Origin of the sequence: Flavobacterium macacae (genome assembly GCF_003865365.1) — a bacterium.
Classification (GTDB): Bacteria; Bacteroidota; Bacteroidia; order Flavobacteriales; family Flavobacteriaceae; genus Flavobacterium; species Flavobacterium macacae.
The window spans coordinates 24471-46481 of record NZ_RQVR01000006.1; the positions used below are offsets into that span (position 1 = coordinate 24471).

A 22011-nucleotide genomic window follows, 5' to 3' on the forward strand; every position below is an offset into this window, starting at 1 on the left:
TTTGATGAAAATTTTAAATTCAATATTTAAATTTAAAGATTTATTTCTTTAGAAACTTTATAGCGTTCCTCATTATTTTTTGTTCGAAGAATGATTTCTCCCAAGAAGCCGGCTAAAAATAATTGTGTTCCAATAATCATGGTGGCCAAAGCGATATAAAACCACGGATTATCGGTGATTAAAATGGTATCTTGTTTGTCATATAATCGGTATAATTTGATGAATCCGATATAACCGGCGGACAAAAATCCGATGATGAACATTAAAAGTCCCCAAGCGCCAAAAAGGTGCATGGGCCTTTTTCCAAAGCGTGACAGGAACCAAATGGTAATTAGATCTAAAAATCCATTGATGAAACGTTCCATTCCAAATTTAGTAGAGCCGTATTTTCTGGCTTGGTGGACGACAATTTTTTCGCCAATTTTTCCAAAACCAGCGTTTTTTGCCAAAACTGGAATATAACGGTGCATTTCGCCCGAAACTTCAATGTTTTTTACCACTACATTTTTGTAGGCTTTTAAACCGCAATTGAAATCATTCAGTTGCACGCCAGATGTTTTTCGTGCCGCCCAATTGAATAATTTTGACGGCAGATTTTTTGAAACCACAGAGTCATAGCGCTTCTTTTTCCAACCTGAAACCAAGTCGAAATTTTCTGCCATGATCATATGATACAATTCTGGAATCTCATCAGGACTGTCTTGTAAATCGGCATCCATTGTAATGATCACATTTCCTTCGGCTTTTGCAAAACCAGCATGTAATGCTTGCGATTTGCCATAATTTCGAAGAAAGCGTATTCCTTTTATGTTTGGATTTTCGTGCGAAAGCGTTTCGATTAACTGCCACGAATTGTCAGTGCTTCCGTCGTCGATAAAAATAACTTCGTACGTAAAATTGTTTGAATCCATTACTTTGACAATCCAATTGTGGAGTTCGCGTAAGGATTCTTCTTCGTTAAGAAGCGGAATTATAATGGATAGATTCATTTATTAATAACCTTGAGGCTGATCGTTTTTTAAAATTGCACTAATAATAAGTGAATAAATTAGTCCAATAAAAGCATACATCGCCACGGTTACTGGAGCTGTGATAAAAGGACTTGAGAATTTTTCAGCCATTGCAATTGACATGTCTAATTGCTCTTGAGTTAAATTTGGATTCGCCTCTATCATCACTTGTTTTGTTTTTGACATAACTTCAATTGCAAATTCTGGAAAAATTAGATTAAAAATAATGTTGAATATTGCATAAATTAAACCAGCAATTACTGTTACAGTAACTCCTGCTTTTAATCCTTGTGCAAATGACATAAAGCCATTGTTGACGTTTTTCTTAAAATTATTAAGAGCAATTACAATCAAAATGATAGGAAGAAATAGAAAATTAAGAAGATTGTAAACTAAGCCTAAAGTTTTGTTTTCAATCAAATCAATCCCTAAGGAATAAGTAATTACAAATTCTAAAATCATAATTACTCCAAAGATAACTCCGTATTGAACTGCTGATTTTGCAGGTGATGTAATTTCGCTCATATTTTAAGTTTTTAAATTAATCTACAAATATAACAATTCCCAATTTACAGTCAGCTAAAAATCAAATGATAATGGCAGAAAAAAAACGTGCAGAATGATTTGTTTATTGGAAAATAATTGTAAATTTGCAAACTCAAAATAATAAAAGTTTAAAAACTAAAAAGTTATAGTGAGTTTATACCTTTTCAGAGATTGGAAAGCTGCAAAACAAGTTATAATTAAATCGAATAAAAAATAATTTAAGATGAAAAAAGGAATTCACCCAGAAAATTACAGATTAGTTGCCTTCAAAGACATGTCAAATGAAGAAGTGTTTATTACTAAATCTACTGCAGATACTAAAGAAACTATCATTCACGAAGGTGTTGAATATCCAGTTGTGAAAATGGAGATCTCAAGAACGTCTCACCCATTTTACACAGGTAAATCTAAATTAATTGATACTGCAGGACGTATCGATAAATTCAAAACGAAATATGCGAAACACGCTAAATAATTTAAGCTTGTTTTTAAATATAGAAAGCCTTCCAAATCGGAAGGCTTTTTTTGTGCTTTTTTCTAAATTTTTCAGCCTGATTTAAACGGATATCCAGATAATTTTATTGGGAAATAGGAGCGAAGAAAATGTTTGTGGAACTCAATTTAGAAGCAGTAGAGTAGAAGGCGGTTGTTCGGATTATCTCAAAAGAAATGGAAAATAACGAAGCTGGAATAAAATGGCATGGGAAATACGGAAGGATGGGCCAATTTCTTGGCCTGTTCAAAAGCTTATCTTGAATTTGGTATTAATTAAGAAAAGATACTTTTGATTATAGGGTTTAAATTAAATATTAAATAAGACTATAAAACAATAAATAAAGAGTTTATTGTTTTATATAGAGTGTCTTACGTTTTAAAAAATGACATAAAATAGGTTGAAGTCTTTTTAAAGGTGATCAGATTAATTTATTATTATTTCGCACAAAAGCAGAACTTACGGTTCTGCTTTTTTTATGCTTTCTTGTATTTCAATACTTTATCACAGACTCGTAATCGTTTTTATACTCTTAAACTTAAAATCAAAACTTTTACGATAACAATAACTTATTTGGATATAAATTCTAACGTTCGGAACTCCAGAAATTGCCCCTAATGATGAAGTAAATTTGTGCTGTAGAAAATTTTACAAATCATTTAAATTAATTTTATGTTACAAAAAACACTTACATTAGGATTAGTTTTGGCAACCACTTTTTCTTTTGCCCAAACTTTGACTACCAATTCAGGTGCTCCGGTTGGTGACAACCAAAATTCAAAAACGATTGGAAACAATGGTCAGGTATTATTAGAAGATATGCACTTAATTGAAAAATTAGCTGCTTTTGACCGTGAAAAAATTCCAGAAAGAGTCGTTCACGCTCGTGGAGCTGGCGCATTTGGGGAATTTGTTGCCACTAAGGATTTCTCTGATGTAACCATGGCAGATTTCTTAAACCAAGCCGGAAAAAAAACACCTTTATTTGTTCGTTTTTCAACCGTAACACACCAACAAGGTTCACCTGAAACGTATCGTGATCCACGTGGTTTTGCAGTGAAATTTTACACGCAGCAAGGTAATTACGATTTAGTTGGTAATAACTTACCCGTATTCTTCATTCGTGATGCGATAAAATTCCCCGATATGGTTCACGCATTCCACCCGTCTCCTGTGACAAATGGTGCTTCAGATCCAAACCGTGTCTTTGATTTCTTCTCAAATTTACCAGAATCTACACACATGTTAAGTTGGTTGTTTTCTGATTACGGAACACCAGCTAACTACCGTCAAATGGAAGGTAACGGCGTTCATGCTTACAAATGGGTGAATGATAAAGGTGAAGTTACTTACGTGAAATACAAATGGGTTCCTCAACAAGAAGCTAAAAACTTAACGGCTGAAGATGCTGCTAAAATTCAATCAACTGCCATTGAGCACGCTACTTTAGACTTGCGTAACGAAATCGAAAAAGGAAACTTTCCTAAATGGGATTTGTATGTGCAAATGATGAAGAAAGCAGATTTTGATAAATTCGATTTCAATCCAGTAGATGTAACTAAAATTTGGCCAGCTGACGAAGTTGCTTCTGTAAAAGTGGGAACAATGACATTAAACAGAAATCCAGATAACTATTTCCAACAAGTAGAGCAAGCTGCTTTCTCTCCAGGAACTTTAGTACCAGGAATCGAGCCTTCTGAAGATAAATTATTGCAAGGTCGTTTATTCTCTTATTCAGATACACAAAGACACCGTTTAACAGGTAACTTCCAACAAATTCCGGTGAACCAGCCAATTGTAAAAGTTGCAAACTATAACAAGGATGGTTATATGTCAACTCGTTTGCAAAAAGGAGATGTGAACTACCAACCTTCTACCAACTTGCCAGCAGTAAAAGAAGACGAAAAGTTTGAATATTCTAAATCAGTATTTGCTGCAGGGACAACTACAGTTCAAAACGTGATTGACAAACAAAACAATTTCCAACAAGCTGGTGAATTGTATAATTCTTTCTCTAAAAAAGATCAGGATAATTTGATTAAAAATTTAGGAGGTGCTTTGAATGCAGTTCACAACAAGTTAATTGTTAAAAAAATGATTGCACATTTTTACCAAGCTGATAAAGAATACGGTAACCGTTTGTTAAAGGCTACAAAGTTAACTTTTGATGACGTTAAAGAATTTATCAAGTAAGTTCTTCTAAATAAAATTGAGGAGTAATTTATTTTACTCCTCAATTTAAAAAAACAAATATTATGAAAAACATTTTAATAGCACTAGTACTTATTTTTTCTGCCGCAACAATGCAGGCCCAAGATATTTTTGCAGCAGCAAGAACAAACAATGTTACTCAATTAAAGCAAATGATTGCTGATAAAGTTGATATCAACCAAGCCAATCCCAAAGGATTTACGCCTTTAATATTAGCGGTTTACAACAATAATGCAGACGCTGTTCAATTATTATTGTCAAACGGAGCGAATCCAAATGCGCAAGATACATCCGGAAACAATGCACTTATGGGTTCTGTATTTAAAAATTTACCACAAATGGCAAAATTATTATTAGAAAACAAAGCCGATGTGAATCAGCTGAATACTAACGGAGCAAGTACTTTAATTTTTGCTGCCACTTTTGGAAAGCCAGAAATTGTAAAATTATTATTAGATGCTGGAGCAGATAAAACAATCAAAGACAACAGAGGAAAAACAGCTCTTGATCATGTTACCATGCAAGAAAACACCGAACTAATTGCTTTGTTGAAATAAGCTGGTTGTGAAATTATTTTAAGTAAGCGTTCACATGGAAATAAAAAATAGCACAAAAAAAGAGTTAAGATAAAACAATATCTTAACTCTTTTTTATTTTAAATTACTTTTAAAATTTATCTATTCGTTGGACGTGGTGCCTATTGATTGTAAGGAGTCATATCAAAACTATTAACTTCGTTTATAGCTAAATCATGTGTTATTGCCACACCAGTTTCGTATTTAGAATCTGCTTTAAACAGTTTCTTATGTGACGAATTTGAATGAGTTTTTCAGTATCACCAACATGACCCGCAGTATTCTTAAATAATCGGCTTTGCCGTCCGCATTAATAATTCGGAATAAATTCCTGGCATCTGTCGCATTCATTTTTTGATAATAAAATGTACGCCCGTAAATCGGAAGATATTTACATCATAATTAAAGGCTTTCCAAATTAAAATTAGCTACAAATATCAGAGGACAATTAAATTAATTACTATCGTATTTCCGTTTCATGAGCTTTATTAGTTCTTCTCCGTGTTTTAAATTATCTTGAGATCTCGCAAAGTAGCGCCACATTCCTTCCACATATATTAAAAGAAGTTGTGCTTCTAGCTCTGAATTCTCATATTTTAATTCTGAAAAAGCCTGTTTTAATCGATCAAAACAAGGTTTCATTAAATTGTCATGATACTTCTGCGAAATGGGATTCAGTGCCATAATTTTATGCTGCATTTTCCAAAAAGAGGGATTTGCAACTACCAGAATATGGGAAATTTCAACAATTTTTAAGATGTAAGACAGGGCATCTTTTTCCATCAGGTTGGGCACAATAATCTTAGTAGCTTCTTTATATCCTTTTTTAATAATTTCCTCAAGCAACCCTTCTTTAGTTCCGAAATACTTAAAAATCAATGCTTCAGAGGTTTTGGCCTCCAAAGCAATCGATTTTGTAGAAGTACTTCTTGCTCCATTTTCTCTGAAGAGTTTTGCTGCGGCACTGAGTATGTCATCTCTTTTACTCATTTATAAAGTCTTAGCTTATGAATGTTTTAAATTTTAAACTCTTTCAATAATTACCGCATACCCTTGCCCAACGCCCACGCACATTGCGGCAAGCGCGTATCTTGTATTGGTACGTTGCAATGAAAGGGCGGCAGTATGCACAATACGCGTTCCTGACATTCCAAGCGGATGCCCCAAAGCGATGGCACCACCGTTTACATTCACTCGTGTGTCATCATCTGCCAATCCTAAAGCTCTTGTACACGCTAAACTTTGGGCGGCAAAAGCTTCGTTTAATTCAATGATATCGATATCAGCCAATGTCAAGCCTGCCTTTGCTAATGCTTTTTCGGCAGCAGGAACAGGGCCTATTCCCATAATTCTTGGTTCCACGCCCACAACGGCTGAACTTACGATACGAGCAATCGGTTTCAAATTATATTGTTGAACAGCGGCTCCAGAAGCGATAAAAGTGACCGCGGCTCCATCATTTAAACCTGATGCATTTCCTGCAGTTACCGTTCCTTCTGCTTTGAAGGCGGGTTTTAATTTCGCTAAAGTTTCTAAAGTTGTGGAAGGTCTTACAAATTCGTCTTTTGTAAATTGTAACGGTTCTCCTTTTCGTTGCGGAATAGATACCGTGATAATTTCTTCTGCTAAAACGCCATTTTCTTGCGCTTTTGTTGCTTTCATTTGGGAATTGTAAGCAAAAAGATCTTGGTCTTCACGACTGATATTATACAAATCCACTAAATTTTCAGCGGTAATTCCCATTGGGTCCACTCCGTAAGCCGCTTTCATTTTAGGGTTTACAAAACGCCATCCGAAACTAGAGTCCTCCATTTTAGAGTCGGTTCCGAATGCTTTTGATGGTTTTGAAATCACTAATGGACCACGCGTCATATTTTCTACGCCACCAGTAATAAATACATCGCCATCTCCCGCTTTGATCGCACGAGACGCGTGAATAATTGCCGACATTCCTGAAGAACACAGGCGGTTAATCGTTTCACCCGGAACGGTAACTGGCAAACCAGCCAAAAGACCAGCCATACGTGCCACATTTCTGTTGTCTTCTCCCGCTTGGTTGTGACATCCTAAAATTACATCGTCAATAGCATCTTGTGGTATATTTGGATTTCTAGTGACTAATTCTTTGATAACGATAGCGGCCAAATCATCTGCTCTTACGGCAGAAAGTGTACCGCCAAAACTTCCGATAGGAGTCCTAATTCCGTCTATGATATAAGCTTCTGTATTCATTTTTTTAATTTTTTAGATTAATCGTTTCTTCTTGTGGAAGATTTGCTTTTTTTCTCAAATAATTAATAATATAGGAGGTGAAAATAGTAATAAACAATCCGATGAAACATCCAAGAGCCACAGATATAAATCGTTCAATGGCACCGAGCCAAGTCAGTAGATGCTGTTCGTGAATTAAAACAATAACGAGCGCCACAATAGCGGTGCGCGCCACATTCATCAGTTCAAAAAAATAGCATACTAAAATGGATAATATGATGCCTAATAAAACAACAAAAACATTGGGTGTATGAATTAAAAAACATAATAATCCGATTCCTGAACCGATTAAATTGGATTTAAATCGTTCAATTGCCAATCTTTTTGAATCTTTGGCTTCGGGCGATATAACCAAAATTATGGATAATAAAGTCCAAAACAGCTCGTGTTCCGGAAATTGAATATATAATTGGTATCCTATTAAAAATCCGATGATACATCTAAATACATAAATGATCAAATCGGAACCAATGCTGTATTTAATAACTTTGTTTATCATTGATTAATAAGAAAATAAAAGGCAGATGTTTATTTCTGCCTTTTTAATTTATGATAATTGCTCTATGAAATTTGCTTCGGTTTTTTCTCTTACTTCTTCAAGAGTAGCACCTGGCATTAATTCAATCAGCGTCAATTTTTTATCGATATATTTAAAAACTGCCAAATCTGTAATCACCATTTCCACATTATTTAATGCAGTTAACGGCAGTTTACACGTTGGAACAATTTTAGAACTTCCATCTTTATTGTTGTGGTTCATGGTGATGATTAAACGTTTTGCTCCTGAAGCTAAATCCATCGCACCGCCAACTCCTAAAAGTGGTTGTCCCGGAACAGCCCAATTGGCTAAATTGGCATGCTCATCTACTTCTAAACCTCCCATAATGGCGATGTCAATGTGCTTACCCCGAATCATGGCGAAAGATTCAGCACTGTCAAAATAACTGCTTCCCGGAAGTGCCGTAATTGGAATTTTCCCAGCATTAACAGGATAATCCATTGCGCCCCCGCCATCTGCCGGTTCTGGACCAACGCCCAACATTCCGTTTTCGGTATGCAGAATAATTCCTGCTTCTGGCGTAATAAAATCGGCTACCAAAGTTGGGATACCAATTCCTAAGTTGACAACATCTCCTTTTTTAAGTTCCTGAAGTGCGCGTTTTGCCATATTCAATCGGTCTTCGCTTACTTTTTTCCCTTTTCCAACAGAGGCAGAAGAACCTAAATCTTCTACCGTAAGTGTCGCCTGCACCAAATAATTTACAAAACAGCCCGGCGTATGCACTTCATTTGGATCGATGCTTCCTTCCGCTACAATTTCTTCTACTTCTACAATAACCAAGTCTGCGGCAGTTGCCATCGCTCGGTTAAAGTTTTGCTCGGTCATACGATACACTAAGTTTCCAGCGGTATCGGCTTTCCAAGCACGAATAAAAGCTACATTGCCGCGAATTCCTTTTACAAAAAGTTGTTCCACGCCGTCAATTACTTTTGTTTCTTTTCCTTCTGCAATTGGAGTTCCAACAGCCGTTGGCGTATAAAAACCACCGATTCCTGCACCACCAGCACGTAAAGCTTCGGCTAACGTTCCTTGAGGAATCAATTCATATGCTACGGTTCCGTCTTGTGCAGCTTTTACCGCTTCTGGATTGCTGGTAAAAAACGAACCAATCATTTTTTTAATCTGTCCGTTTCTTAATAATCTGCCGCCACCGATGCCTACTTCACCTACATTGTTTCCAATGAAAGTTAAATTTTTGGTAGTGGTTTCTGCCAAAGCATGCATCAGGTGAACAGGATTTCCTGTCATCCCAAATCCGCCTTGCAATAATGTATCGCCATCCTTAACAAAAGCAACCGCTTCGTTCAGGGTTAATTGAGGTACTTTTTTCATAATTTTTTTAATGTTGGTTGAAGAAAATGATGTATTTTGAAAATTCTTCACCTAATTCAACGTTTGATAAATGGGCTGCATTCAATTCAAAATGGCGCGAATCTGGTATTCTTTTCGCCATGAATTTTCCATCTTCTACAGTAGTAACTTCATCTTGGATACCGCTGATAATCATTGTGGGCACCTCGATATCTTGCAATTGGTCGCTGAAATCGGCATCACGAACAGCGGCACAATTGGCACAATATCCTTTTAGGCTATTTTTTGCAAATTTTTCTAAAATTGCATCAACTTCGTTCGAATGGTTATTTCTAAAATCTTCCGTAAACCAGCGAAGCGCTGTTCCTTCTAAAATACTTGCTAAACCATTTTTGGCAACTTGGTCAATACGGGCATTCCATCCTTCGGCATTTCCGATTTTAGAAGCGGTATTGCTCAAAATTATTTTTTCAAAACGCTTCGGATGGTTAATGCCTAACCATTGGCCAATTAAGCCACCCATAGAAAGACCGCAAAAAGTAACCTTTTCTAATTGTAGTTGATCTAACAATTCGATCACATCTTGGCCTAACTCGGCAATTGTTAATGCTTCTTTATCGTTTGTACTAAGCCCGTGACCCCGTGTGTCGTACCGTAAAATATTAAAATGATGGCTTAGGATATCTACTTGTTTTTCCCACATTGAAAAATCTGTTCCCAATGAGTTAGAAAAGATAATGACTTGGTCATGCCCGAAATTTTCAAATTCGTAATGACATTCAAAGTTGGTTAATTTAACTAAAGACATTTTGTATTTGTTTTTGTTTTGAAAATCAGTAATTTAAACGTGTTTTTAGGTACTATAAAGTTACTCTTTTTCTAATCGTTTGATCTTAAAGTATGCTTAGAATATTCAAAAAAGATTATCCTAAATCGCCTCCTGCAACCGCAAGGGTGGAACTCGTAATATATTTTGCTTCATCTGATGCTACAAATAGAATTGCAGCCACTTGATCTTCTATGGTACCGTATTTTTTCTGCAATGAAGATTCTCTTGTTTGGTCTACGATTTGCTGGTACCACAATTTTTCTGCTTCGCTTTGCGGGTTTTCATTTCTGGGAATAATTCGTTGTGGCGCTTCTGTTCCTCCCGGAGCTACACCAACTACACGAATATTGTTTTCAGCTTGTTCAAAAGCCAAGGAAGCCGTAATGGCATTTACGCCTCCTTTTGCTGCTGCATAAGGCACTCGGTTTACGCTTCGTGTCGCTACTGATGAGACGTTAACGATCACACCGCCGCCGTTTTCAATCATCGCTGGCAAGACGCTTCTGCAACCCCATAAAGTGGGATAAAGCGAGCGATTTACTTCTTTGATAATTTCGTCTTCTTCATATTTTTCGAAAGGTTTTGCCCAAATGGTGCCACCAACATTATTTATCAGGATTTCAATTTTTCCGAAAGCACGGACCGTTTGTTGGGCCACGTTTTGAAAGCCTTCAAAAGTTTCTAAATCGGCTTGAACCGCAATCACGTCAAATCCTTCTTTTTTTAGTTGATCTGCAATGTCGAAAACCACCGAAGAGCGATCCACTAAAACGGTTTTGGCACCTTCATTCGCTATTCTTATCGCCACGCCTTTACCGATGCCTTGTGCGGCACCGGTAACAATGGCTACTTTATCTTTAAATCTGTTATGAAAAATCATAGTTGTTTGTATTAAGCAGAAACGGCTCCTGTTGGAACAAATTTTTCTGTATAGAAATTAGAATGCTTGATTTGATTTTCTTCTAAGGAAGCTTTTACCGAATCAACCATGGCATTTGGTCCGCAGATGTACACATCATAAACGTCAGCTGTTAAAACCGTTTTATTAACCCATTGCGTCACATACCCATTTGCATGATTAGCTGCCGCTTCGTTTGAGGTACAAGTGTAAACTTGAAGATTAACTCCCAAGGCATTGATACGGTCTAGTTCCACCACATTTTCTGCCACTGTCGCTCCGTAAAACAATTTCACTTCTTGGTTATTTCCTTCAACGGCTAATTTTTCCAACATTGAAATGAAAGGCGCAATTCCGGTTCCACCAGCAAATAAAAGTGTTGGTTTTGTAAATTCACGGCTATAAAAACTACCAATTGGACCTGTAATGCTTAGTTTTTCTCCCACTTGAGCACCTTCTCTCAAATAATTGCTCATTAATCCGTCGGGAAGCAAACGGATCAAAAACTCCATTTCATTAGTGTCGGGCAAACAGTTAAACGAGTACGAGCGCGTTAATCCTGAACCAGGAATCTCGATATGAGCATATTGTCCGGGCAAGAAATTAATGGAGCTTCCGTCTAAAATTTTAGCTTTTAACTTTACAATTTCAGATGAAACAAATTCCACCGCAGTAATTTCAGTTTCTAAGGCTGTAGCAGTTACTTTACAAGCTTCAGAACTTGCCAAGATATCAACCACCATATCCGACTGGGCGCGCATTTGGCACGCTAAACCGTAACCTTCCGCCGCTTCTTCATCAGACAGCGCTTCTTCAATATAATCTCCTGGATCGAAAGATCCCGATTTTGATAGACATTTACAGGTACCGCAAGCACCATCAGCACAGTCAAGCGGAATATTCACGCCTACGCGATAAGCTGCCTCTGCAATAGTTTCGTTAGAATTGCTTTCGATAAAGCGGGTTACGCCATCTTCAAAATTCAATGCAATTTTTGCCATATTTGTGTAATTTAAACGTGATAGATATCCAAAACCTGACGGATATAATCGTTTTTAAGAATTATTTTTTTATTGGTAATCTGGAACGAATCTTCTTCTTTTGATAAAGTATAAAAGGAAGTTCCAAAATATTGATCTAATGTTTGGTAACGGAAACTGTTAGTATGCCAATTAAAACGGATTTTAATTTCGGTTTCCGTTTCTTCAAGAATTTCTACATTCGTAACGTTATGCGCCGTTCTTGGTTCTGGCATTGAAGCCGATGATCTTTCCGTTTTAATACGGAAAACACGATCTTCCAAACCTCCTTTATTTGCGTAATAAATTAAAGAAATTTCAGATTGAGGATCTTGCGTCAATTCGTCCTCATCGGTCCAAGCGGGCATCCAGTAGGTACAATCTTCGTGGTATAATTTCAACCATTCGTCCCATTGCTTGTCGTCAAGAAGACGCGTTTCTTTGTACAAAAAGGCTAGTATTTTGCTGTAATCTGTCATTTTTTTCGGAAATTAAACGGTTGTAGTTTTTTCTTCGTCGGCCACGGCTTGTTTCAAAACATTTTGCCAATACTCGTGTTGCATTAGGAACAAACCTTCATCTTCTGATTTAATTCCACTTAATTTTGGGTTGATGCCCATTTTTGTTGCGTTTTCGTCTGGGCCATAAATCCAATGTTTGGCACCACGGCTCATGTCGCTGTATTTAGACGAAATTCCTTTGTAACCAATTTGGCACGAGCGGAATTCTTCTAAATCATCGGGAGTTCCCATTCCTGTTACGTTAAAGAAATCTTCATACTGGCGAATGCGCGTTGCTCTCGCTTCAGCTTCTTCCCCTTTTGGAGCAAAACAATAAATGGTTACTTCTGTTTCGTTTACTGAAATTGGCCTCACGACACGAATTTGAGTAGAAAATTGGTCCATTAAAAAGACGTTTGGATAAACAGCCAAATTACGAGTGTAATTAATCATGAAATCGGCTTTGTCTTCTCCGTATTTTTTGATTAAAGCATCTTTAGTATGGTAATTCGGACTGACTTCTGGGTTTAATTTTCTTGTCCACAATAAAATATGTCCGTTATCAAAACCATAAACTCCTGCTACTGATTTTGACCACGAATTGGCGTCAACCGCTTTTGTTCCTTCTTTTTCATAATTACGGCGTCCCATTGTGGCCACATAATTCCAGTGAACCGAACTCACGTGATAGCCATCAGCACCGTTTTCGATCTGCAGTTTCCAGTTTCCGTTATAGATATAAGACGAACTCCCTTTTAGCACTTCCAAACCATTTTCAGTTTGGTCTACCATTTGGTCAATAATCACTTTGGTATCGCCTAAATAGTCTTCTAAAGATTGAACGTCTTCATTTAAGCTTCCAAAAAGAAATCCTTTATAAGAATCAAATTTGGCTACTTTTTTCAAATCATGAGAACCTTCGCAATTGAATTCGTCAGGATAACCGGCTTCTCTTGGATCTTTTACTTTTAGTAATTTTCCAGAATTATTGAATGTCCAACCGTGGAAAGGGCACGTAAACGTTGCTTTGTTGCCTTTTTTATGACGGCACAGCATTGCTCCTTTGTGAGAGCAGGCGTTGATAAAAGCATTTAATTCTCCTTCTTTATTTTTAGCAATAAAAACAGGTTGTGTACCAATAAAAGTACTGAAATAATCATTTTTTTCGCTAATCTGGCTTTCGTGTGCTAAGTACACCCAATTGTTCTCGAAAATGGCCTTTATTTCTAATTCAAAAAGATCTGGATTGGTAAAAGATTCGCGATTGTGCTTGTATTGTCCCGCTTCTTTATCATGAACCAATAGACTGTCTATATATTCTTTTGTAACGTTCATATTTTATTTTTTTGGCAATAAAAATCCCGATCAGGCTATTTTTAGCCTAATACTTGCATTGAGATTTAAAAATGAAATTGTAAAGAAAGAATCGCTGGAGAAAGGTTCACAATTCTTTTCTATGAAAAAAGTTTATTATTTGTCTAAAGAAACTCTGGTTCTTTGATTTTCTCCCGGTACAATTTTATCACTATCGTGAATCATGTTGAAATCAAAAGAAATCGATGCATACGGTTCGTCTTTACCAGTTGCTTTTGCTTCTTCAAGCGACAAACGTGTAATATGAGGAACTAATTCAGGACGTGTTGCAAATGCAAAATCATCAAAAGTCAATGGATCTCCTTCAATGTTGATCTGCGTAGTTAACTTTCTGTAGGTTGGCGCTGATACAAAAAAGTGAATGTGAGCCGGACGAGCTCCATGGCGTCCCAATAAAGACATTAAGGTATCTGTTGATCCACCTGGAGGACATGCATAACCCACGGGCACAAAAGATTTGAATTCATATCTTCCTTCAGCATCTGTGATAATGCTACGTCTAAGGTTATAAGCTGGTTGTGAAGAATCAAAAATAGAATACAAACCTTTTAAATTACAATGCCAAACTTCTACTTTAGCATTGCTGATTGGATTTCCGTCTTCATCACGCACCACGCCTGACATATATAATCTTTCGCTATCTGGTTCAGCAACTGTTTCTAATTCTGCAAATCCGTTAAATTCTGGAGCACCAGCAACATATAACGGACCTTCGATGGTACGAGGCGTTTTTAACTCGATTCCGGCTTGTGCATCTTCCCAATCCATTTTTACATCGATAAAGCGCTCGATGCCTAAACCTGCATAAAGCAATCCAAATTCGTTGCTTTTTCCAGCTTGGGTCAAGAAATTGCAAGCCTTCCACATTTCTTCAGAAGTAATGTCTAAATCAGCCATTGCATTGAACAAATCACTCATCAGACGATTTGTAATTTCTTTTATTCTTTCGTTTCCTTGTCCTGCTTTTTCTTGCGAAGTAATTTCTTTTATTGCAGCATCAATTACTGCCTGGTCCATTCTTTTCATTTTATAATTGTTTAGTTTGTTTGTTGTTTTCTTAAATCATTGTTTCGCGAATGGCATTCGGATGTTTGCATAAACTCTTCACGTTGATATCCATGTAAGGAAAGAGAGGCAATGAACTGATAATTTGGTGCAATTCATCCGGACTTTCTACATCTAAAACGCTGACATTCGAGTATTTTCCAGCAACACGCCATAAATACACCCATTTGCCAGATTTTTGATGTCCTTGCGAACACGCTTTTTCTCTTGTGATATAATCCTGCAGTTTTTCTTCACTCCAAGATTCCGGGATGTTTACATCCATTTCTACTAAATATAACATAGCTATTTTCTTTTGTATTTTTCAATTTGATTCATGTCCAGCTCAATTCCCAAACCGGGACCTTGCGGAATTTCCATTCCGTTGTCTTTGTAGACAATACGTTTTTTTACAATATCATCCGTTAAAAGCAAAGGCCCGAAAAGTTCTGTTCCCCAATCTAAATTTGGAAGCGTTGCAAAAAGATGGGCTGAAGCCAAAGTTCCGATAGTTCCTTCCAGCATCGTGCCGCCATAAAGTGAGATGCCAGCACCTTGTGCAATTGCTGCTTGGCGGTGAATATTAGTCAAGCCTCCTGATTTTGAGATTTTTAAGGCAAATACGCTGGCCGCATAAATTTTAGCCAATTTAAAAGCGTCCACTACTGTTCCTGCTGCTTCATCTGCCATAATTGGAACTTCAAAATAGTCTGTTAAACGTGCCAAGCCTTCAAAATTTGTCTTTACAATGGGCTGTTCAATTAAATCAACGCCGTTGTCCTGCAGTTTTTGAATGTATCTTTTAGCCACCGATTCTGACCACGCTTGATTTACATCTACCGTCACTTTTATAGAAGAACCCACGGCAGCTTTAATTGCTGAAACGTGCGCTACGTCTACATCCGGATCTTTAGCTCCAATTTTCAGTTTAAAGGTATTGTGGCGGTTTTCTTTGATTAGTTGGTGCGCTTCGTCAATGTCTTTTTGGGTATCGCCACTTGCTAACGTCCATAAAACGGGCAGCGTATTTTTAATCGTGCCTCCAAATAGAGCAGAAACCGGAACGCCCAATCGTTTTCCCTGCGCGTCTAACAAGGCAGTTTCAATTCCTGATTTGGCAAAATTATTTCCCGACACATTTTTATCCAGCATTTTCATTAATGCGTTGATTTGTGTGGCAGGCTTTCCGACTAAAAGCGGGGTAAAATAAGTATCAATGTTAAGTTTGATTCCTTCTGGAGATTCATCGGCATAGCTAATTCCTCCAATCGTTGTGGATTCCCCAATTCCTTCAATGCCGTCGCTACAAAATAGACGAATAATGACCATGGCCTGGCTTCTCATTACGGCCATAGAAAGATGGTGCGGACGGATTGTTGGCAAATCAACAATTGTGGTCTCAATTTTTTCAATAAGTGGATACTCCATTTTAATAGCTGTAAATGTTAATTTATCAAAAGTGAGTGATCTCGAAAACGATTGAGTGACCGCTCACTTATTTGAGTTTTACAAATTTAGAACTAAATAAAAAGTCTATTATAGGACTATTGAATTAAAAATGAGACAAATCAAGCCACAGGAAAACCGAGAATCCAGCAAAAAATTAGTGAATTTTGACCCCAATTTTTTCACGGAAGGCCTTTGGCGTCAATCCCGTTCTTTTTTTAAAAAGCCGCGTGAAGTACCCCGGATCTTCAAAACTTAAATTATAAGAGATCTCCGTAATAGAATTTTCAGGATTGGTTAATGCCAATTGTGCTTCGGTAATGAAAAAATCAATGATGATGTCTTTGGGCGATTTTGCCGCTATAGAGTGGCAGATACGATTTAAATGACCAGCAGAAATACCTAATTCATGGGCATATTTTTCAACGGTTTTTTTAAAGGAATAAGAAACCTTGATTAATTGCTGAAAACGCCTGAAGTAAATTTTTCCAGAATTATCTGGAGAAGTAATGATTTTTCTTGATTCAGAAGGAAGTCGATACAGCTGGACTATGATCTGCCCGACCAAATTTTGAAGCATTAAAAGTTTACCCGGAAGATTGTTCAAGTATTCTTCCACGCATTTTTGCATCGTTTGATATACTTCTTTTAATATTTCGTCTTGAAGATTGACCGTAGTAATATGGATGGCATCCATTTCGAAGATAACTTCGGCTTCCCGGAACAGCATATTTTCAAGTACTTTGTCTGACAAGGTTATGATCCAACCTTTCATATCGGTTTGGTGCATGAATCCGTGTTCGGTATTTTTTGGCACCGTAATAAAGCATGGTCCTGAAATTGAATATTGCATTTCATTGAAAATGAGCTCGGTAGTTCCGTTCTCAATAATGAAAATTTGAAAAAGATTGTTGTGGATATGAGGTTTTACTTCCCCATCAAATTGTTTTCCAATTACACCAAACGGAGAAATATTAATTAGGCCTTTGACAAACTCGATGGAGTCGTTTCCGTAAAGACCTTCAAAATATAGTTTTTTCAGCACGTTTGATCAATAAGAGGTTGCAGAAACAAATTTAATGAAATTTATGCTAAATATCTCCATTTAGATGCTGTCGTATATTTTACAAAGCGGTTTGTAACAGTGAAACCTGTTGCTTACGCGTAGAGCTTTATTATTGATTTGGTTACTATTATTATGGTAGCAATTTTAAGGAAAAAGAAAAACCTCTTAAATTTTTATAATTTAAGAGGTTTAAGCTGCCAACGAAAGCTCTCTGAATAGCCCTGGGTAGAATTAAGTCTATCAAAATATGTTTTTTAAAAAAGACATATGAACTTTTAAAAAAATAGCGTAACTTCTATACTGTTACATATTCTGTATATACTTATAGCAATACAGAATTCTTGTAAAAATGCGCTCCATTTCAGGAGCGCATTTTGATTTTTAACTGTTATTTTGCGACCAGTTTTCCAGTCTGTACTTTACCGCTGTCGCTAAGTAGCTTATAATAATATACCCCAGAAGGAAGGCTTGTGCTTATTGTATTTGTAGTATCTGTCAATTTTTTTTGCAATACAATAGATCCAACAGAATTATATACGGCAAGCTCACTACTGTTATCTTGGAAGCCATTGTCAACACCTACCGTAAAGCTGGAGCTGAACGGGTTGGGATAAAATTTTGCTACAGGCAATACATAATCTTTTATCCCCAAGGCCTCACAGCCTGGCGTCATGGTAGCACTGATTGTAAACGTACTGATAGCTCCAGTGGTGCTTAGTACCCTTCCTTCGATGGCTACTCCCGTATTCAAGATTACTGCGCCATTATTTCCAATGACGGTCCCTTTAAAAACAGAATTGTAATTTAAGTTTGTGGCACCATCTACTTTCCAAAAGATATTTTTTGCCTGTGCTCCGTTGATAAGTTCGACCGTAGCAGAAGTGCTGGTAGAAAGCGCTCCGTTAATCTTCACTACAAAAATGGCATTTGGATTTCCTTGCGCATTGAAAGTTACTTTTCCTGTCAAGACTGTTGCGGCATCTAAAGTATAGGTATGTGGTGTCAGTACCAGGTCATTTCCAAAATCTGCGGGAAACAATAGCGGTATGTCTGACGTAAGCGTATTCAAATAAGCATACACCACATTCAAGTCATCACTGCACTGTGCGGTTGAAACGTCAGGAGTAGGATGGATAGTTCCAGTAACGTTCATTGCTTGGAAGCCAGTTGCTAATCCTACATTTGTTCCCACATCTCCAGTAATATAAGTGACTCCTGTATTGGTTACGCCACCATTTCCAGAGAAAATGGTATAACAGGCCACCGTTCCTAAACTTGGTGCCAGAGGGCCAGTTAACACAGCGCTTCCGCATCCAGAAGGTTTTCTTGACACGGTACCAGAAATGGTAATTGCTCCGGTAGTTGATAAAACACGGCCTTCTAATTGTACGCCTGTATTGAAAACTATTGCAGCATTATTTGCTATAACAGTTCCTTTAAATAATGTGTTTGTGGCAAGATTTACCAGTCCCTCTATTTCCAGAATACGTTGCATGCTTGGGCGCCATTTGCCAAAATTATCTGTGATCCAGAGGTTGAAGAAAAAGCCCCTTCAATCTGAATAATAAATATGGCATTGCCGTTTCCTTGCGCGTCTAATGTCAGAGTGTTATCCAACGTAGCAGTCTGTGCCACTGAATAAATTCCAGGTGTCCATACGGCGCCATTTCCTAATAAAGGTGCTGGAAAGTAAGTCGGTATGGCGGCATCTAAAAAATTATAAGCAATTGTAAGGTCGGCTACTGCAGCTGCTGTAGTGCTGGTTGCGCCCTGCATCAATCCATCTACATTTCCAAAATTGGTAATTGGCCCATTGTTAGTGCCGACATTTCCGGTAAGCTGTGATAATCCTGTGTTTGTTACCGCGCCGTCTGTTGAAAATAGAACAAAATCTGCAACAGTGCCTAAAGGAGGAGCTTGAGCTGCAGTAAGTATTGGAAAAAAAGATAGGGCAATTGCAATTGCTGTCTGTAAAATTTTATTCATTATTTGAGGTTTACTTGCGAATTAATTATCGCTTTCAGGTCAAATGTACCTTGCCATTTGGGTTATGTTTTTTTATTTAACGTTTCGTAAAAGAAGTTTTTTGTAATTTAAAATATAAATTATTTATATTTTATTATTATTGTTAAAAAAATGATTTTGCAATTTTATTTTACAATATGTTTAAGGAATAAGGTTTGTTGCTTTCTTAGTTTTAAAACATTTATTAAAATGTTATTTTATAATGGCTGTCTTTCTTGATAGATTCAGGTTGGAAGTAAAACTCTTGTCTTTGTTTAAATATTGAATATAAAACAGCAAGGGTCAGTAAATATCTGCTCTTTTTGATGTGTAAAATGGAATGCCATTGAAGTATCTAAGTTCTATTGCAATAATTCTCAAAATAAATTTTTATTAGAGTAAAATAAAAAAACCTCTTAAATTATAAAATTTAAGAGGTTTATGCTACCAAAGCAGGCTTTGCGTCGGGGTGGCAGGATTCGAACCTGCGGCCTCCTGCTCCCAAAGCAGGCGCGATAACCGGGCTACGCTACACCCCGAAATTGTGAGTGCAAATATACTGCTAAATTTTAATTTTGCAACATAAATATGAAAATAGGATAATATTATTTTTGAATAGTTAAAAGTGATTTAGTTATGGCTGAAAATTTTTAATAAAAACGTATTTTTGCATCTGGAAATACAAACTTAATACACATTATGTCTGATACAATTGAAAAAGTAAAATGTTTGATCATAGGTTCTGGACCAGCCGGATATTCTGCAGCCATTTATGCAGCTCGTGCTGACATGAAGCCTCTTTTATATACAGGTATGGAACCTGGTGGACAATTAACTACCACTACTGAAGTTGATAACTTTCCAGGATATCCAGAAGGAATTGATGGACCAACGATGATGGTCCAGTTGCAGCAGCAAGCAGAACGTTTTGGAACGGAAGTTCGAATCGGTATGGCAACTTCTGTAGAATTTTCTAAAGAAAAAGGCGGCATCCACAAAGTTATCGTTGATGGGAAAAAGCAAATTCATGCTGAAACCGTAATTATCTCGACTGGAGCTACTGCAAAGTATTTAGGCTTACCAAGTGAGCAAAAATTACGCGGGGGCGGTGTTTCTGCCTGCGCGGTGTGTGATGGTTTTTTCTATAAAAATCAAGATGTGGCCATTGTTGGAGCGGGAGATACTGCGGCTGAAGAAGCCACTTATCTAGCCAATATTTGCAAAAGCGTAACCATGCTTGTTCGTAAAGATGCGATGAGAGCTTCAAAAGCAATGCAGCACCGTGTTGAAAACACACCAAATTTAAAAGTGATCTACAATACCGAAGTGGATGAGGTTTTAGGAGACCAAGTTGTGGAAGGCCTGAGAATGGTAAATAATGTTACGGGGGAAAAAGCTGAAATTGCAATTACAGGATTGTTTATTGCGATTGGCCACAAACCCAATACGGATATTTTCAAAGGCCAATTAGACATGGACGAAACGGGATATTTGATTACGCCAGGAAAATCCACAAAAACCAATCTTCCAGGTGTTTTTGCTGCGGGAGACGTGCAAGATAAAGAATACCGCCAAGCGATTACTGCGGCAGGAACGGGATGTATGGCCGCTCTTGACGCAGAACGTTATCTAGCAGCTTTAGAATAATTTATTCTTCAGAAATTAAATGATAAAAAAATCCCGAATGCGAATTCGGGATTTTTTTTTGTTTTTATTTTGTTGGCTTTTTCATGATTACTGCGCTGTCAGTAAATCTTTTGATTTCTATTTTTTGATCTCCAAAAAGCTGTAATTCTGATTTTCCCGAAACGTCTAAAATGGTTTTTTCAGTTACTAAAATACTTCCCGTTGCATAAGCTTCTGTAATGATTTCGGCATTTTTTGCGGATAAGTTTTTTCCAGTAAAATAAGCATTGTTGTCAAGGCGCAATTTTAAATTGACAATGTCGCCTTCAACCACGGCTATTGACTTTTGGTACATGTCAAACTTTAATTCTTCTGATGAGATCAAGGCTTTCATATTTGCATTTTTGCTTAATTCAACCGCTGCATTTTCTGATTTTACATTCAGTTCCACTTTTGATTTGTCATTGGCAAAAATGGTGAAAATCCTTGATTTTACGTTTAAGAATAATTTGGTATAATCGTAAGTTTTAAAAGTAATATTGTCTAATTCGATGTCAGAAAGTGCATTGATAGTGACTTCGTTTTTTGCTGTAATCAATTTTAAATCGCTGGTGTACGTAATTTTTACACTGAGTTTTTTATAGCCCGTAGCGTTTTTTGTAGTTGTAAGGTGGAGCGTTCCTGCGTTGATCGTCGATTCAATGATTTCATGTAGGTTTTCATCTGCTTCAATTTCCAGAGCGTTGTTGTCTCCTTTGATTAAAAAAACTTCAATGTTGTCTTCAACTTCAATGTTCTCGAAGGCTTTGATTTCACGAGGAGCGATCGTTACTGTTTTTGTGCCTTTAATTTTTTCTTTGCTTTGGGCAAAAGAAACGCAGCTGACACAAAGTAGGGCAAATAGTAGTTTTTTTTTCATTATAAATTTGGGTTTTCAAGACAAATATATAGAAACAATGAATAAGTTGTACGTTTATTTATTTGTAAGAAATTGTTTTTTTTCGATGTTTCTTATTTTAAGCATGATGCATTTTTTTGGAGGCAAAGATGCCGAAACTGATTTTTAAAAAAGGCCAGGAAGTTTGAGAAATAACCCTGATGCGGCACTTGTTTGAGCTCTTAAGCCTGTGCTCAACAGGTTTAAAGCGAGTTGCTGCAGCAGGAAAAAGGTTTGAAAAATGTAACTGTGTTTGGTTCAAAAAAAATCCTGATAATTTCTTATCAGG

The 22011-nt window shown here is 36.9% G+C and carries 22 protein-coding genes and 1 tRNA gene; 4 read left to right on the forward strand and 19 right to left on the reverse strand.

Features of this window, described 5'->3' with window-relative positions; genetic code table 11:
• Window positions 1–32: 32 nt before the first annotated feature.
• Both EG849_RS06535 and EG849_RS06540 read right to left on the reverse strand, forming a co-directional pair.
• Window positions 33–989 (reverse strand): glycosyltransferase family 2 protein, encoded by a 957-nt coding sequence (locus tag EG849_RS06535; protein WP_125012276.1) that lies wholly within the window; start codon window positions 987–989, stop codon window positions 33–35.
• Window positions 990–992: 3 nt separating this feature from the next.
• Window positions 993–1535, reverse strand: coding sequence for a DUF4199 domain-containing protein (locus EG849_RS06540; RefSeq protein WP_125012277.1), 543 nt, complete (start codon window positions 1533–1535; stop codon window positions 993–995).
• Window positions 1536–1779: 244 nt separating this feature from the next.
• Here EG849_RS06540 and EG849_RS06545 point away from each other — a divergent pair, with 244 nt between their 5' ends.
• The 3 genes from EG849_RS06545 (at window position 1780) to EG849_RS06555 (ending at window position 4817) form a co-directional block, all read left to right on the forward strand.
• Window positions 1780–2031: a type B 50S ribosomal protein L31 gene (locus EG849_RS06545; protein WP_125012278.1), complete on the forward strand. Its 252-nt coding sequence runs from the start codon at window positions 1780–1782 to the stop codon at window positions 2029–2031.
• 690 nt (window positions 2032–2721) lie between these two features.
• The gene (locus tag EG849_RS06550; RefSeq protein ID WP_125012279.1) at window positions 2722–4242 is read left to right on the forward strand and encodes a catalase; all 1521 of its coding nucleotides are present in this window, start codon (window positions 2722–2724) and stop codon (window positions 4240–4242) included.
• 62 nt (window positions 4243–4304) lie between these two features.
• Window positions 4305–4817, forward strand: a complete 513-nt coding sequence (locus EG849_RS06555; RefSeq protein ID WP_125012280.1) for an ankyrin repeat domain-containing protein — start codon at window positions 4305–4307, stop codon at window positions 4815–4817.
• Between the two features lie 471 nt (window positions 4818–5288).
• Here the strand turns inward: EG849_RS06555 and EG849_RS06560 are convergent, their stop codons facing one another.
• From EG849_RS06560 to EG849_RS06635, 16 genes are all read right to left on the reverse strand, one after another.
• The gene (locus EG849_RS06560; RefSeq protein ID WP_125012281.1) at window positions 5289–5825 is read right to left on the reverse strand and encodes a TetR/AcrR family transcriptional regulator; all 537 of its coding nucleotides are present in this window, start codon (window positions 5823–5825) and stop codon (window positions 5289–5291) included.
• A gap of 33 nt (window positions 5826–5858) precedes the next feature.
• The gene (gene pcaF, locus EG849_RS06565) at window positions 5859–7067 is read right to left on the reverse strand and encodes a 3-oxoadipyl-CoA thiolase (protein WP_125012282.1); all 1209 of its coding nucleotides are present in this window, start codon (window positions 7065–7067) and stop codon (window positions 5859–5861) included.
• Window positions 7068–7071: 4 nt separating this feature from the next.
• Window positions 7072–7605 carry an FUSC family protein gene (locus EG849_RS06570; protein ID WP_125012283.1) on the reverse strand — a complete coding sequence of 178 codons (534 nt, stop codon included), beginning with the start codon at window positions 7603–7605 and terminating at the stop codon, window positions 7072–7074.
• Between the two features lie 48 nt (window positions 7606–7653).
• Window positions 7654–9000: a 3-oxoacid CoA-transferase gene (locus EG849_RS06575; protein ID WP_125012284.1), complete on the reverse strand. Its 1347-nt coding sequence runs from the start codon at window positions 8998–9000 to the stop codon at window positions 7654–7656.
• Window positions 9001–9007: 7 nt separating this feature from the next.
• The gene (pcaD, locus tag EG849_RS06580) at window positions 9008–9787 is read right to left on the reverse strand and encodes a 3-oxoadipate enol-lactonase (protein WP_125012285.1); all 780 of its coding nucleotides are present in this window, start codon (window positions 9785–9787) and stop codon (window positions 9008–9010) included.
• Between the two features lie 115 nt (window positions 9788–9902).
• Window positions 9903–10688, reverse strand: coding sequence for a 1,6-dihydroxycyclohexa-2,4-diene-1-carboxylate dehydrogenase (locus tag EG849_RS06585; protein ID WP_125012286.1), 786 nt, complete (start codon window positions 10686–10688; stop codon window positions 9903–9905).
• An 11-nt stretch (window positions 10689–10699) separates the two neighbouring features.
• The gene (benC, locus tag EG849_RS06590) at window positions 10700–11707 is read right to left on the reverse strand and encodes a benzoate 1,2-dioxygenase electron transfer component BenC (RefSeq protein ID WP_125012287.1); all 1008 of its coding nucleotides are present in this window, start codon (window positions 11705–11707) and stop codon (window positions 10700–10702) included.
• 11 nt (window positions 11708–11718) lie between these two features.
• The gene (gene benB / locus EG849_RS06595; protein WP_125012288.1) at window positions 11719–12204 is read right to left on the reverse strand and encodes a benzoate 1,2-dioxygenase small subunit; all 486 of its coding nucleotides are present in this window, start codon (window positions 12202–12204) and stop codon (window positions 11719–11721) included.
• Between the two features lie 12 nt (window positions 12205–12216).
• Complete coding sequence (locus EG849_RS06600; protein ID WP_125012289.1) at window positions 12217–13560, reverse strand: Rieske 2Fe-2S domain-containing protein; 1344 nt, start codon at window positions 13558–13560, stop codon at window positions 12217–12219.
• 135 nt (window positions 13561–13695) lie between these two features.
• A complete protein-coding gene (gene catA, locus EG849_RS06605; RefSeq protein ID WP_199732259.1) occupies window positions 13696–14625 on the reverse strand; it encodes a catechol 1,2-dioxygenase in 930 nt (309 codons plus the stop codon).
• Window positions 14626–14656: 31 nt separating this feature from the next.
• Window positions 14657–14947, reverse strand: coding sequence for a muconolactone Delta-isomerase (gene catC / locus EG849_RS06610; RefSeq protein WP_125012290.1), 291 nt, complete (start codon window positions 14945–14947; stop codon window positions 14657–14659).
• Window positions 14948–14949: 2 nt separating this feature from the next.
• Entirely contained in the window at window positions 14950–16071 is a 1122-nt protein-coding gene (locus EG849_RS06615) for a muconate/chloromuconate family cycloisomerase (protein WP_125012291.1), read from the reverse strand.
• Window positions 16072–16246: 175 nt separating this feature from the next.
• Complete coding sequence (locus EG849_RS06620) at window positions 16247–17134, reverse strand: helix-turn-helix domain-containing protein (RefSeq protein WP_125012292.1); 888 nt, start codon at window positions 17132–17134, stop codon at window positions 16247–16249.
• A 409-nt stretch (window positions 17135–17543) separates the two neighbouring features.
• Window positions 17544–18650 carry an ice-binding family protein gene (locus EG849_RS06625; RefSeq protein ID WP_125012293.1) on the reverse strand — a complete coding sequence of 369 codons (1107 nt, stop codon included), beginning with the start codon at window positions 18648–18650 and terminating at the stop codon, window positions 17544–17546.
• Window positions 18629–19141, reverse strand: a complete 513-nt coding sequence (locus EG849_RS06630) for an ice-binding family protein (protein WP_125012294.1) — start codon at window positions 19139–19141, stop codon at window positions 18629–18631. The genes EG849_RS06625 and EG849_RS06630 overlap by 22 nt, the downstream gene beginning before the upstream one ends.
• A 482-nt stretch (window positions 19142–19623) precedes the next feature.
• Window positions 19624–19698 (reverse strand) — tRNA-Pro (locus EG849_RS06635).
• A gap of 160 nt (window positions 19699–19858) precedes the next feature.
• Between EG849_RS06635 and trxB the strand changes: the two genes are divergently transcribed.
• Window positions 19859–20806 (forward strand): thioredoxin-disulfide reductase, encoded by a 948-nt coding sequence (gene trxB / locus EG849_RS06640; RefSeq protein WP_125012295.1) that lies wholly within the window; start codon window positions 19859–19861, stop codon window positions 20804–20806.
• A gap of 64 nt (window positions 20807–20870) precedes the next feature.
• On the opposite strand, the gene EG849_RS06645 is transcribed toward trxB, so the two are convergent.
• Window positions 20871–21704 carry a GIN domain-containing protein gene (locus EG849_RS06645; RefSeq protein ID WP_125012296.1) on the reverse strand — a complete coding sequence of 278 codons (834 nt, stop codon included), beginning with the start codon at window positions 21702–21704 and terminating at the stop codon, window positions 20871–20873.
• Window positions 21705–22011: the final 307 nt, after the last annotated feature.

What these genes read in the sequence shown, in the direction of transcription:
- EG849_RS06550 (WP_125012279.1), top strand. Translation starts at nt 2,722, where the DNA reads ATGTTACAAAAAACACTTACATTAGGATTAGTTTTGGCAACCACTTTT.
- EG849_RS06615 (WP_125012291.1), bottom strand. Translation starts at nt 16,071, where the DNA reads ATGGAGTATCCACTTATTGAAAAAATTGAGACCACAATTGTTGATTTG.
- pcaF (WP_125012282.1), bottom strand. Translation starts at nt 7,067, where the DNA reads ATGAATACAGAAGCTTATATCATAGACGGAATTAGGACTCCTATCGGA.
- EG849_RS06560 (WP_125012281.1), bottom strand. Translation starts at nt 5,825, where the DNA reads ATGAGTAAAAGAGATGACATACTCAGTGCCGCAGCAAAACTCTTCAGA.
- catC (WP_125012290.1), bottom strand. Translation starts at nt 14,947, where the DNA reads ATGTTATATTTAGTAGAAATGGATGTAAACATCCCGGAATCTTGGAGT.
- EG849_RS06535 (WP_125012276.1), bottom strand. Translation starts at nt 989, where the DNA reads ATGAATCTATCCATTATAATTCCGCTTCTTAACGAAGAAGAATCCTTA.
- EG849_RS06645 (WP_125012296.1), bottom strand. Translation starts at nt 21,704, where the DNA reads ATGAAAAAAAAACTACTATTTGCCCTACTTTGTGTCAGCTGCGTTTCT.
- EG849_RS06570 (WP_125012283.1), bottom strand. Translation starts at nt 7,605, where the DNA reads ATGATAAACAAAGTTATTAAATACAGCATTGGTTCCGATTTGATCATT.
- EG849_RS06555 (WP_125012280.1), top strand. Translation starts at nt 4,305, where the DNA reads ATGAAAAACATTTTAATAGCACTAGTACTTATTTTTTCTGCCGCAACA.
- EG849_RS06630 (WP_125012294.1), bottom strand. Translation starts at nt 19,141, where the DNA reads ATGAATAAAATTTTACAGACAGCAATTGCAATTGCCCTATCTTTTTTT.
- EG849_RS06600 (WP_125012289.1), bottom strand. Translation starts at nt 13,560, where the DNA reads ATGAACGTTACAAAAGAATATATAGACAGTCTATTGGTTCATGATAAA.
- EG849_RS06625 (WP_125012293.1), bottom strand. Translation starts at nt 18,650, where the DNA reads ATGCAACGTATTCTGGAAATAGAGGGACTGGTAAATCTTGCCACAAAC.
- EG849_RS06545 (WP_125012278.1), top strand. Translation starts at nt 1,780, where the DNA reads ATGAAAAAAGGAATTCACCCAGAAAATTACAGATTAGTTGCCTTCAAA.
- benB (WP_125012288.1), bottom strand. Translation starts at nt 12,204, where the DNA reads ATGACAGATTACAGCAAAATACTAGCCTTTTTGTACAAAGAAACGCGT.
- trxB (WP_125012295.1), top strand. Translation starts at nt 19,859, where the DNA reads ATGTCTGATACAATTGAAAAAGTAAAATGTTTGATCATAGGTTCTGGA.
- benC (WP_125012287.1), bottom strand. Translation starts at nt 11,707, where the DNA reads ATGGCAAAAATTGCATTGAATTTTGAAGATGGCGTAACCCGCTTTATC.
- pcaD (WP_125012285.1), bottom strand. Translation starts at nt 9,787, where the DNA reads ATGTCTTTAGTTAAATTAACCAACTTTGAATGTCATTACGAATTTGAA.
- EG849_RS06585 (WP_125012286.1), bottom strand. Translation starts at nt 10,688, where the DNA reads ATGATTTTTCATAACAGATTTAAAGATAAAGTAGCCATTGTTACCGGT.
- catA (WP_199732259.1), bottom strand. Translation starts at nt 14,625, where the DNA reads ATGAAAAGAATGGACCAGGCAGTAATTGATGCTGCAATAAAAGAAATT.
- EG849_RS06540 (WP_125012277.1), bottom strand. Translation starts at nt 1,535, where the DNA reads ATGAGCGAAATTACATCACCTGCAAAATCAGCAGTTCAATACGGAGTT.
- EG849_RS06575 (WP_125012284.1), bottom strand. Translation starts at nt 9,000, where the DNA reads ATGAAAAAAGTACCTCAATTAACCCTGAACGAAGCGGTTGCTTTTGTT.